Origin of the sequence: Pedobacter nototheniae (assembly GCF_032678625.1) — a bacterium.
GTDB lineage: Bacteria > Bacteroidota > Bacteroidia > Sphingobacteriales > Sphingobacteriaceae > Pedobacter > Pedobacter nototheniae_A.
On record NZ_JAVTSO010000001.1, the window covers coordinates 1236136 to 1247203 of the forward strand.

Below are 11068 nucleotides of genomic sequence, written 5' to 3' on the forward strand. Positions count from 1 at the left end.
CGTTGCCGGTGCTTATTAACCTATTTTTTACAATTAATGTCTATTTTTGGATAATAGAAAATTTAGATATGAATGATATTTTAAAAAGTGCGCACTCTGGATGGCGCTATGTGGTTTTTCTTTTACTGATTATTGCGGTTGTAAAAGCTTTATCAGGATGGCTTGGCAATAAACCTTACACAGAAGGAGATAGAAAGCTAAATGTATTTACATTAATCAGTGCACACATTCAGTTATTATTGGGCTTAGTACTTTATTTTAGCGAAGGCTGGTATCGTTTAAGCAGTGCAGGTGCACCTGCAGTCCGCTATTTTAAAATGGAACACATTAGCATGATGATTGTTGCAATTGTTTTAATTACTGTAGGAAATTCTAAGTCGAAAAAGATTGCAGAAGCAGTAGCAAAACACCGTATAATTGCTATTTTCTTTGGTTTAGCCCTGGTTATAATTATTGTTTCAATTGCATTAATGACTAAAAACGTTCCCGGCAGAACATTCTTTGGTGTATCATAAATTTTAAAAAATATTTCGCTTATTTAAAAATATTTATATTTTTGCTGCTGATGAATAGAAATACACATACATGGCTTTGGCAAAGTAATTCAAAAAAGAATTGCGCCGGCTGCGTATGCAAGATATAGTTTATCAACCTAAACCTTATTAAAAGAACCATTAAAGCCCGACGTAGAACCACACGTCGGGCTTTTTACTTATAAAAATAATTTACAAAAGAGGAGACTACTTCATTATACCTCCTCGCAATGACGATAAAGAAATGTTTAAAATAAATACCACTTACAAAAAATTATTAGCCGATACCACTACACCGGTAAGTATTTATTTGCGTCTTCGCGATGTTTATCCCAACAGTATTTTGCTGGAAAGTTCGGATTACCACAGTCGTGAAAATTCTATGAGTTTTGTTTGCGCTGATCCGGTTGCTGGCATTATCCTTAAAAATAACCGGCTGGAAACGTATTTCCCGGATGGAACAGTAGAAATTAAAGATAGTGAAAACCTAACAGAAGAAATTACGGCCTTTAAAGATAAATTTAAAGAAACAGAACTGCCAGAGATTAAGTTTATTTCAAGCGGCTTGTTTGGTTATTTTACCTGGAATGCAGTACAGCACTTTGAGGATATAAAACTCCATTCGGAAACACCCGAAGGTGAAGAAATTCCTGAAATGCAATACCATTTGTACCGTTACATTATTGCTATAGATCATTTTAAAAATGAGATTACTCTTTTTAAAAATACATTCGACGGTGAGGAAGAAGGTGGACTGGAAAAAATGGAATACCTGATCCAGAATAAAAACTATCCTGAATATAAGTTTCAAACCAGAGGTGAAGAAACATCTAACTTAACAGATGAAGGTTTTATTCAACTGGTAGAGAAATTACAAAAACACATATACCGTGGAGATGTATTCCAGATTGTTCCTTCAAGAGCATTTAAACAATCTTTCTCCGGCGATGAATTTAATGTATACCGTTGCTTACGCTCCATCAATCCATCACCTTATTTGTTTTATTACGATTACGGTGATTTTAAATTGTTTGGTTCATCACCCGAAGCGCAGATTACCATTAAAAACAATACTGCAAATATTTTTCCTATTGCCGGAACCTTTAAACGCAGTGGCAATGATATTGAAGATGCAGAGCAGGCCCGTAAATTAGAGCAGGATCCTAAAGAAAGTGCCGAGCATGTAATGCTTGTAGATTTAGCAAGAAACGATTTAAGCAGGCATTGTAACCATGTAGAGGTAAAATCTTTTAAAGAAGTTCAATATTATTCTCACCTCATTCATTTGGTTAGCAAGGTTAGCGGGCATTTACAGGAAGATGTAACGGCTTTTAAAGTGGTTGCCGATACCTATCCTGCGGGTACTTTAAGTGGAGCACCAAAATATAAAGCCATGCAGCTGATAGATGAAAATGAGAAACTTGGCCGTAATTTTTATGCAGGAGCCATTGGTTTTATGGGCTTTAATGAAGATTTTAATCATGCCATTATGATCAGAACCTTTATGAGCAAAAACAACGAACTGCATTATCGTGCAGGCGCAGGCATTGTTGCCGATTCGGTACCAGAAACAGAAATGCAGGAAGTAAACAATAAAATTGCTGCCTTGCGTAAGGCCGTAGAAATGGCAGAAGGAATTTAGGTTAATATTGAGTTAGAAATAAGATGGGAAATATAAATAAGAAAACGGTTTTGGTAATCGATAACTACGATAGTTTTACCTACAACTTAGTTCATTTAATTAACGAAGTTGGTTACGAAGCAGTAGTTTGGAGAAACGATAAGTTTGATATTGCCGATGTTGCACCATACGATAAGATATTACTTTCGCCTGGACCAGGCATACCGGAAGAAGCAGGTTTATTGCTTGAAGTAATTAAAACGTATGCCGAAACCAAAAGCATTTTCGGCGTATGTTTAGGCCAGCAGGCCATTGCTGAAGTATTTGGAGCCAAGCTTTTAAATCTTGGAAGGCCTATGCATGGTATTGCAACACCTGTAACCGTTGTAGATGGAGATGAATTTTTATTTTGGGAATGCCCGCAAACCATTAATGTTGGGCGTTACCACAGTTGGGTGGTGAGTAAAGAAGATTTTCCAACCTGTTTAAAAATTACAGCACGCGATCATAAAAATGAAATTATGGCTTTAAGACATGAAACGCTTGATGTTCGTGGTGTTCAGTTTCATCCAGAAAGTGTATTAACAGAACATGGAAAACAAATGATGGAAAACTGGTTAACCTCTTAAATAAATTACGTCGTTACGAGGCACGAGGCAATCTGTTGTATGAGATTGCTTCGTGCCTCGCAATGACAATTACGAAAATAGAATGAATATTTTAGATAAAATTGTACTGCGTAAAAAAGAAGAAGTTGCCCAGGCAAAGCAACTTGTTTCTGTTCAGGATTTGGAAAAATCAACATACTTTAAACGTAATCCCTACGTTTTCAAAGATTTTTTATTGGCTGAAGATAGAACTGGAATTATATCCGAATTTAAACGCAGGTCGCCATCTAAAGGTTTAATTAATGGTACGGCAGATGTAACAGAGGTAACCAAAGCATATAATACAGCCGGAGCCTCCGCTTTATCGGTTTTAACAGATGTGGATTTTTTCGGCGGAAAAGCAGATGATTTACGGGCAGCAAGAGCAGCGAATGAAATTCCAGTTCTGCGGAAAGATTTCATGATTGATGAATATCAGATTTTAGAAGCCAAAGCCTGGGGGGCAGATATTATCCTTTTAATTGCAGCTATTTTAAGCCCAAAACAAATTGTGGATTTTGGAACTTTTGCTCAAAATTTAGGTTTAAATGTTTTATTAGAAGTACATAACCTGGAAGAATTAGAAAGGAGTATTTGTCTTAATCTTGATGCAATTGGCGTAAACAACCGGAACCTGGCAGATTTTACAGTCGATATTCAGACATCTTTCGATTTAGTAAACAAAATACCTAATGAATTTTTGAAAATTTCGGAGAGCGCAATCAGCGATCCGGTTACTATAAGAGATTTAAAATCAGCCGGTTTTAATGGTTTTCTAATCGGTGAAAATTTTATGAAAACTAATAATCCAGGTTTAGCAATTAAAGAATTTGTAAATCAGATTTAATCTTTTCACCATAGCGAGGCATCAGGCAATCTTTTACCACAGTTTCATCACCATAAAGTAGGAGATTGCTTCATTGTTCGTGCTTGCCACAACCAAAGTTATTTAAAACCTTTTTGCAGCCAGATGGTTTGTCAATGGATTTATACATTGGCAAATTTTGTATATTTGCTTTAATTACATGGGAAAACAGAAATTTTATGATACTGCGATTACGCAGGAAAGAGCAATTTTAGTTGGTGTGGTAACACCTGGCGAAAAGGATGCTCAAACAAAAGAATATTTAGATGAGCTGGCTTTTTTAGTTGATACAGCTGGAGGAAAAGTAGAAAAGGTTTTTACACAGAAAATGTTAAGACCTGAAAGGGCAACCTTTGTGGGTACGGGTAAGCTGGAAGAAATAAAAGCATATGTAAAATCAGAAGAGATTGATACTGTAATATTTGATGATGAATTATCTCCATCGCAATTAAGAAACATAGAGCGCGAGTTGGGCGCGAAGGTTTTAGACAGAAGCAACCTGATTTTAGACATTTTTGCAAACAGGGCACAAACTGCGCAAGCAAAAACGCAGGTAGAGCTTGCCCAGCTACAATATGTATTGCCGCGTTTAACCGGTATGTGGACTCACCTTGAGCGCCAAAAAGGTGGTATTGGTATGCGTGGGCCAGGTGAAACGCAGATAGAAAGTGATAGAAGGATTATTTTAAATAAAATATCCTTACTAAAAGAACGTCTTAAAAGCATAGATAAACAAAACGAAACGCAACGTAAAAATCGTGGTCAGTTAATACGGGTAGCCTTAGTTGGTTATACCAATGTTGGTAAATCAACGATTATGAATATGCTGGCAAAATCAGAAGTGTTTGCAGAGAATAAATTATTTGCAACCTTAGATACAACTGTGCGTAAAGTGGTTATCGATAATTTGCCATTTTTACTTTCAGATACGGTTGGGTTTATCCGTAAGTTGCCTCACCATTTGGTAGAGTGTTTTAAATCTACGCTGGATGAAGTTCGCGAAGCCGATATTTTAATTCATGTTGTGGATGTATCGCATCCAAATTTCGAAGATCAGATTAATACGGTTAATGAAACCTTAAAGGACATTGGCGCAATTGATAAAGACATGATTTTGGTTTTTAATAAAATCGATGCTTATGTTTCTCCGGAAGTAAATGACCCTGAAGACGATGGAAAATTATCATTGTCAGAATTTAAAAACAGCTGGATGAGCCATGATAAAATTCCGGTTTTATTTATCTCCGCTACTGAAAAAGAAAATATAGAAGAATTTAAAACACTGTTATACGATAAGGTAAAAGCTACACATACAGCCAGATATCCTTATGATAATTTGTTGTATTAAATAAAATGATGTTACGCTGAGTTTATTGAAGCGTACAAATTAAACATGGGCTTTAAACTTCTGAAATTTAAAGCACGCAAAAATAACATTATGGAAAGTAAACGTCAGCAGAAATTTGCGGGAGTAATACAAGAGGAGTTAGCACAGATTTTTCAGCGAGAAGGAACTTCATTTTTACCAGATACATTAGTAACCATTACCCGTGTGCGGGTATCGCCAGATTTGGCCGTGGCTAAAGTTTATCTGAGTTTTTTTAATACCAATAATACAACCTTATCCATCAATACGGTTAATGCACATGCAGGCGAAATCAGGTATAAATTAGGAAGTCGTATCCGCCATCAGGTTAGGGTAATTCCTGAACTTACCTTTTTTGTAGATGATACGAATGAATATGTGGAACGTATGGATCATCTTTTTGAAAAAATAGCTAAAGAACCAAGACAAAAAGAAGAAGATAGCGAATAGTTTTTGTGAGAAGCTTAAGAGAGCCAGTAAATTTCTTTACCCACTTTATTCCAGCTTTAATTGCAATTCCGGCAGGCTATTTTCTGTTGCAGAAATGTACTACATCAATTGAATTTACCGCTGCGTGGATTTACAGCATCGGTACTTTCATTCTTTTTGGGGTAAGTGCCATGTATCATGGCTATCCAAACACAGAATATGGCGTCCGTTTCTGGCAAAAATTTGATCATTGCTGCATTTATTTAATGATCGCCGGATCATATACGCCAACTGCTTTATTGGTTTTTGATGGCTGGTTGCGCTGGAGTTTGTTTGCAATTGTATGGCTTATTGCTATTATAGGCTGCTTGCTTAAAATTTTTAACCGATTAAAAAGTACAGTTATCTCTTTATCCATTTATATTTTAATGGGTTGTTTAATTGTGCCGTTATTACAGAAAATGCTCGGCACTTTACCTGTGGGTGCCATTTTTTGGCTGCTGGTTGGTGGTGTATTTTATATCGGAGGTACTTATTATTATGCAAAGGATAAACCACTGTTTAAATATTTGCATAGCCACGAACTTTGGCATTTGTTTGTAATTGGCGGGGCATTATCTCATTACATTTATAATTATGTTTATATTTTTAGCGTGGCTTAATAAATGAACGATTTTCAAAACCTTATTGAGAAACATGCTGCATCTATTGCTCGGGTTGTTGATTTTGATGCCTCAAAAGATCAGTTGCTCCCTTTAGATTTTACTGCATCGAATACAGAACTAACGCCTCAGATCCTGGATAATACCAATTTATTTTCTGATTGGGTTAATCAAAAACTGGCCATTCATGGTGCACGTTATGGGGTTGGCGGCTACAACGAGCACCGTACCATTTATTCAAGAAGTGAACATTTTAATACCGCAGAAGAACCTCGTCGTTTGCATTTAGGTGTTGATATTTGGGCGCCTGCAGCTACTTCCGTTTATAATTTTTTTGAGGCCAAAGTTCATAGCTTTGCAAATAATAATCATTTTGGAGATTATGGAGCAACCATCATTTTAGAATATACTTTAGATAATATTCAGTTTTATGCGCTGTATGGACATTTAAGCCTGACTTCGCTTAAGGGCCTTGAAAAGGGAAAACACATTCCTGCCGGACAAAAAATAGCCGAACTTGGCATTAAGGAAGAAAATGGAAACTGGCCGCCACACCTGCATTTTCAAATTATTAGCGATATGAAAGGATTAAAAGGCGACTATCCCGGGGTTTGTAAATTCAGCGAACGGAACCAATATCTTGCCAACTGCCCTGATCCAAACCTGGTGTTAAAATATACTTTTGGAAATAAACTGTAAAGTTTTAATAGCCCTTTAGTATTTGTCCTTTAAACATTGCTTTCACCTTTTTTACGTAAATTAGCCTAATGAAGAAATTATTAACCCTTTGTTTAATTTTTTGCAGCATGGCGGCTATGGCACAATTGCAGTTTAAAAGCGGTAAAGATGGTTTCTCTAATTTCATAAAAAATAACACTATTTATCCCAGGTTTTCGAAATACAATTGCATTCAGGGTACGGTAAATGTAAGCTTCAAGTTAGATAATCAAGGAAATGTACATGCATCTAAAATAAATTCGGGCATTATTACCGAACTAAATGATGAGGCCTTGCGCTTAATCAGATTAAGTTCTGGTAAATGGAAAATCCCTTCGGGTTATGATTCCACTGTGGTCGTCATTGTTCCGGTTAACTTCAAGTTGAGCGGGTATGATTGCGACAGAAAAAGTAAATCAGAAATCCAAACGGCAATAGATGCCTACCAAACAGATGAAAGGTTAACCGATGTGGTTATAAACTTTTATAAGAATATTGATCAGGCAAAACCCGGACAGGAGATGCAAATTCTGGCAATTAAAAAACAACTTGGTATTGACGATGAATACCTGGATGAAAGAATTAATGACGGATTAAAAAAAATAAAACAGGGCGATAAACTTGGTGCTTGTGCTGATTTCTTATTTGTTAAACATGTAGGAAGCAATAAGGCCGATCAATACATCGCCCAATACTGTAAATAAATGCGATATACCATTAAATTTTTTGCCTTTTTAGATATCATTACCATCGCGCTTTTAGGCAAGCAATTCTGGGAAATTATTACCCATCTTAACGAAATTCCACGCGAAACGCTGTCTCAGGCCAAGGTTATTTTAATGCTTCCTCTATTTGTTTCCCTTTTTATATCAGCAACTGGTTTAATGTTGTTTAAAAAGTTTGGCTTTATCGCATATTACATTCAGTTTCCCTTCAGGCTTGTGGTTTGGGTTTTTTCAATTGGGTTTATCACTTTTATCCCCGAATATTTTAATCTTGGCGAAAGATGGTTTGATATTTTATTCAAGTTATGTTTTATCGCCGAGTTTTTCAGGTTATACTATACCATCAAAATTCACAGAAAATACCTGCTTAATTAAGTCACGGCTGGCACAATAACTGAAATGGCTGCGGGTAAAATCTTAGCTTCAACTGTATTTACCTTTCCAATGTATTCGCCATCAACCTGGAAATGGGCTTTATGTTTAGCGTTAATTTTTACAGCAGAAGTTTGAAAAACCTCAATCTTCTTAGGATTAAAGGGCAAATTTGTCATCCAGATTTTTATAATCTCCAGATAGGAATAATCCTTAACCAATATTACCTCAAAAAGTTCATCATCTAATTTTCCATCCGGATTTATTTTTAGGCCGGTACCATACATGGTTGCATTGGCAATGGCCACCATGGCTGCAGCCGATTTAAACTGCTTCCCCTTTAAATTTAGCTCAACGTCCATTCGTTTATGATTCCATAATGCATGCCAGGTTGCTTTTGCATAACCCCACATGCCCCGTTCAGATAAACTGTCAAATTTTTTAACCAGATAAGCATTAAAACCTAAATCTGATAGATGTATGCACAATTCATCATTGAGTTTTATGACATGGATTTTTTTTGCAGTGCCACTTTCCGCCAAATCCATTGCCAGCTCCAAATCCATTGGGATATCCAATTCTTTTGCCATTCCGTTTGCCGATCCCGCAGGAATAATTCCAACAGGTATATCTGTATTTAAAATACATTCGGCTACCAGTTTAAGCGTGCCATCTCCACCAACAGCAATTATGCGATCGGCGTTTGCCAGTTTAATCCTTTCCTTAATTTTATCTATAGAACAGTTTTCGGGCAATTCAAATAGTTCAATAACCGTTTTCCGCTCCCTAAAATGATTAGAAATTAAAGTTTTTAAATCTGTATCATGACTGCCCGAGCCTGGATTTATGACGAATAATAATTTCATGTATATATCTGTAATGCTAAAACACAAACAAAATTTGAGCTAAGTCTGTTTTATAAGCAATGAATAAAAATGCAAGTGTAAAAATTTACCATGGTTACGGGCATAAACATAATTTAGTCGTTTATGGTCATGTTTTTAAGCAAAAAGCCAAAGCCAGTCAGGTTTACAGTAATAATTTGTGGGTAAATATTGTCCATCTTTTTAAACTGTTTATCTTAAAACCCTACCCTTTTGTTCAGGTTCGTCTGCATTTTTTTAATCAAACCATTTACAATAAAACTGAAAATGATGGTTTTTTTAAATTTGAATGGGAAGCCGAACAAGATGTTCCGGCAGGCTGGCACAATGTTGGGGTAGAAGCCATTGATGATAAAGGTGAAATAATAAGTATTGGCGAGGGCAAAGTTTATGTGCCGCACATTACACAATATGCATTTATTTCTGATGTTGATGATACCGTTATGATTTCTCATTCGGCCACAATTGCGAGAAGGCTTCGCGAACTTTTTATCAAAAACCCACATACACGAAAAACATTTAGCCAGGTGGCAAGCCATTACCAGCAATTGGCACTATCTCATACCGATAAAGACCAGCCTAATCCATTTTTTTATGTAAGCAGCAGCGAATGGAATCTTTACGATTACTTAATTGAAACCTTTAGATTTAATAAATTACCAGAAGGAGCCTTTTTACTGAACCAGATTAAGCGCTGGAAAGACTTATTTAAAACAGGTAAAACGGGGCATGAAGGCAAATTGCTGCGCGTTATGAGAATTCTGGATGCCTTTCCCAATCAGAAGTTTGTTTTTTTTGGAGATAACAGCCAGCAGGACCCTGTTATATATAAAGCAATTGTAGAAAAATACCCCGAAAATATAGAAGCTGTTTACATCCGGAACATTCGCCCTAAAAAAGAGCATGACACCAGGTTACTGCTTAATCAAATTGAAGCTAAAAATGTAAAAACCTGCTTGTTTGGCAATAGCGCCGAAGCCATTGCCCATTCAAAGTCTATCGGATTGATTGAATAATTAGAAAAGCCAGTTCAATGCTTATCGGCTTATGCAGCCCCACCCTTTGCTTAATCCCGATGAAGAATCGGGGATAACGCTGTCGGTTGGGTTTAAAGCAGCAAATTTAACTTATTGATTTTCCAAAAGGCGTGAACGCTAAATTCATCAGTTTAAAATGTTGTCGGCCAAAAGGTATTCCTATAATGGTAATACACAATAGCAATCCAAATACTAAATGGGTTAATGCAATCCAAAATCCACCAAAGCACAGCCATATTATATTCATTATGGTTGATAGGCATCCCGTATTAGATGAGGTATCTGTTATTTTTACCCCAAAAGGTGCCAGCCCAACAATTGCAAATTTGAAACACTGCAAGCCAAAAGGAATCCCTACAATGGTTAGGCAAAGAATTAAGCCACCAAAAATATACTCCAAAAAGATAAAGAAGCCACCAAATATAATCCAGATAATATTGCCTATGAAATTCATGTAATCCCTTTTTATTTTAAGATGGGCAAAAATCAATATTGTTACATATCCACTTTCAAAAACATGCCGCTTCTTTTATTGAATTCTTTAACTTTAGTATACACACAAAAGAAACAATAAAATGAAAAAAGTAATCCTTTTAGCAGCAGTAGCTGCATGCCTTGCATTTTCGCAAACCAAGGCACAAACCGTTGGTGGTATTGGTTTAAATGAAATCCGGTCTGAGTACATTGATGTTTCAGAATTACGAAGCACATTTGGTGGAAAAACATTTATCTTATTGGAACATGGTCAAAAGATAAATTCGTCTGATGACGCCGTAATCAAAGATGATAATGAAAAAAGACTGGAGTATAAATCAGCTTTAGAATTTATTAGTAAGATGAGCAGTTATGGTTATGATCTTTTTCAGGTGTACGCCGTGGGTACCAATAAAGATGTGAATGAGCGGCATTATATCCTTAAAAAGAAAAGCTAACCTATATTGTAGTATATATCCGAATAATTTTTAATCAATTCAACTACCTTTTGAAAGTACTTTTTCAATGTTATTCTCTTTATTTTATTTAAAAATTAAAGGCGATAGAACTCCATAACCTTCTAAAACACGCTGCCGAAGTAAAAGTTTGAGGTTATGGATTATTTTTTGTGATTGAGATTCATGGAGTTAGGGGATATTGAGGGAATAAAGGGTGTGTTGGCTTTGGATTAGCGGATAATTTTTCTACTTTTGCAACCCGCTTCGGAGGAAGGGAA

The 11068-nt window shown here is 36.1% G+C and carries 14 protein-coding genes; 12 read left to right on the forward strand and 2 right to left on the reverse strand.

From position 1 onward, the window contains the following. The first annotated feature begins 68 nt into the window (after nt 1-68). The 10 genes from R2Q77_RS05605 (at nt 69) to R2Q77_RS05650 (ending at nt 7940) form a co-directional block, all read left to right on the forward strand. Nucleotides 69-515 carry a cytochrome B gene (locus tag R2Q77_RS05605; protein ID WP_316802727.1) on the forward strand — a complete coding sequence of 149 codons (447 nt, stop codon included), beginning with the start codon at nt 69-71 and terminating at the stop codon, nt 513-515. 262 nt (nt 516-777) lie between these two features. Further along, nucleotides 778-2175: an anthranilate synthase component I family protein gene (locus R2Q77_RS05610; RefSeq protein WP_316802728.1), complete on the forward strand. Its 1398-nt coding sequence runs from the start codon at nt 778-780 to the stop codon at nt 2173-2175. Between the two features lie 23 nt (nt 2176-2198). Further along, nucleotides 2199-2783, forward strand: coding sequence for an aminodeoxychorismate/anthranilate synthase component II (locus R2Q77_RS05615; protein ID WP_316802729.1), 585 nt, complete (start codon nt 2199-2201; stop codon nt 2781-2783). Nucleotides 2784-2865: 82 nt separating this feature from the next. Then, entirely contained in the window at nt 2866-3648 is a 783-nt protein-coding gene (gene trpC, locus R2Q77_RS05620; RefSeq protein WP_316802730.1) for an indole-3-glycerol phosphate synthase TrpC, read from the forward strand. 178 nt (nt 3649-3826) lie between these two features. After that, nucleotides 3827-5014 (forward strand): GTPase HflX, encoded by a 1188-nt coding sequence (hflX, locus tag R2Q77_RS05625; protein ID WP_316802731.1) that lies wholly within the window; start codon nt 3827-3829, stop codon nt 5012-5014. Nucleotides 5015-5104: 90 nt separating this feature from the next. Then, on the forward strand, nt 5105-5482 hold the full coding sequence (gene rbfA / locus R2Q77_RS05630) for a 30S ribosome-binding factor RbfA (RefSeq protein ID WP_316802732.1): 378 nt from the start codon (nt 5105-5107) through the stop codon (nt 5480-5482). A 5-nt stretch (nt 5483-5487) separates the two neighbouring features. Next, entirely contained in the window at nt 5488-6123 is a 636-nt protein-coding gene (gene trhA / locus R2Q77_RS05635) for a PAQR family membrane homeostasis protein TrhA (RefSeq protein ID WP_316802733.1), read from the forward strand. A gap of 3 nt (nt 6124-6126) precedes the next feature. Next, nucleotides 6127-6822, forward strand: a complete 696-nt coding sequence (locus tag R2Q77_RS05640; RefSeq protein ID WP_316802734.1) for a peptidoglycan DD-metalloendopeptidase family protein — start codon at nt 6127-6129, stop codon at nt 6820-6822. Nucleotides 6823-6890: 68 nt separating this feature from the next. Continuing rightward, a complete protein-coding gene (locus tag R2Q77_RS05645) occupies nt 6891-7544 on the forward strand; it encodes a TonB family protein (RefSeq protein WP_316802735.1) in 654 nt (217 codons plus the stop codon). Continuing rightward, nucleotides 7545-7940, forward strand: a complete 396-nt coding sequence (locus R2Q77_RS05650) for a hypothetical protein (RefSeq protein WP_316802736.1) — start codon at nt 7545-7547, stop codon at nt 7938-7940. On the opposite strand, the gene R2Q77_RS05655 is transcribed toward R2Q77_RS05650, so the two are convergent. Further along, the gene (locus R2Q77_RS05655) at nt 7937-8803 is read right to left on the reverse strand and encodes a diacylglycerol/lipid kinase family protein (protein ID WP_316802737.1); all 867 of its coding nucleotides are present in this window, start codon (nt 8801-8803) and stop codon (nt 7937-7939) included. The genes R2Q77_RS05650 and R2Q77_RS05655 overlap by 4 nt on opposite strands. 59 nt (nt 8804-8862) lie before the next feature. Here R2Q77_RS05655 and R2Q77_RS05660 point away from each other — a divergent pair, with 59 nt between their 5' ends. After that, a complete protein-coding gene (locus R2Q77_RS05660; protein ID WP_316802738.1) occupies nt 8863-9837 on the forward strand; it encodes an App1 family protein in 975 nt (324 codons plus the stop codon). A gap of 106 nt (nt 9838-9943) precedes the next feature. On the opposite strand, the gene R2Q77_RS05665 is transcribed toward R2Q77_RS05660, so the two are convergent. Further along, the gene (locus tag R2Q77_RS05665; protein WP_316802739.1) at nt 9944-10312 is read right to left on the reverse strand and encodes a YccF domain-containing protein; all 369 of its coding nucleotides are present in this window, start codon (nt 10310-10312) and stop codon (nt 9944-9946) included. Nucleotides 10313-10433: 121 nt separating this feature from the next. Between R2Q77_RS05665 and R2Q77_RS05670 the strand changes: the two genes are divergently transcribed. Further along, a complete protein-coding gene (locus tag R2Q77_RS05670; RefSeq protein ID WP_316802740.1) occupies nt 10434-10790 on the forward strand; it encodes a hypothetical protein in 357 nt (118 codons plus the stop codon). The last annotated feature ends 278 nt before the right edge of the window (nt 10791-11068 follow it).

Coding starts and splice junctions, on each gene's coding strand:
- R2Q77_RS05605 (WP_316802727.1), top strand. CDS start 69: ATGAATGATATTTTAAAAAGTGCGCACTCTGGATGGCGCTATGTGGTT.
- R2Q77_RS05610 (WP_316802728.1), top strand. CDS start 778: ATGTTTAAAATAAATACCACTTACAAAAAATTATTAGCCGATACCACT.
- R2Q77_RS05615 (WP_316802729.1), top strand. CDS start 2,199: ATGGGAAATATAAATAAGAAAACGGTTTTGGTAATCGATAACTACGAT.
- trpC (WP_316802730.1), top strand. CDS start 2,866: ATGAATATTTTAGATAAAATTGTACTGCGTAAAAAAGAAGAAGTTGCC.
- hflX (WP_316802731.1), top strand. CDS start 3,827: ATGGGAAAACAGAAATTTTATGATACTGCGATTACGCAGGAAAGAGCA.
- rbfA (WP_316802732.1), top strand. CDS start 5,105: ATGGAAAGTAAACGTCAGCAGAAATTTGCGGGAGTAATACAAGAGGAG.
- R2Q77_RS05640 (WP_316802734.1), top strand. CDS start 6,127: ATGAACGATTTTCAAAACCTTATTGAGAAACATGCTGCATCTATTGCT.
- R2Q77_RS05645 (WP_316802735.1), top strand. CDS start 6,891: ATGAAGAAATTATTAACCCTTTGTTTAATTTTTTGCAGCATGGCGGCT.
- R2Q77_RS05650 (WP_316802736.1), top strand. CDS start 7,545: ATGCGATATACCATTAAATTTTTTGCCTTTTTAGATATCATTACCATC.
- R2Q77_RS05655 (WP_316802737.1), bottom strand. CDS start 8,803: ATGAAATTATTATTCGTCATAAATCCAGGCTCGGGCAGTCATGATACA.
- R2Q77_RS05660 (WP_316802738.1), top strand. CDS start 8,863: ATGAATAAAAATGCAAGTGTAAAAATTTACCATGGTTACGGGCATAAA.
- R2Q77_RS05665 (WP_316802739.1), bottom strand. CDS start 10,312: ATGAATTTCATAGGCAATATTATCTGGATTATATTTGGTGGCTTCTTT.
- R2Q77_RS05670 (WP_316802740.1), top strand. CDS start 10,434: ATGAAAAAAGTAATCCTTTTAGCAGCAGTAGCTGCATGCCTTGCATTT.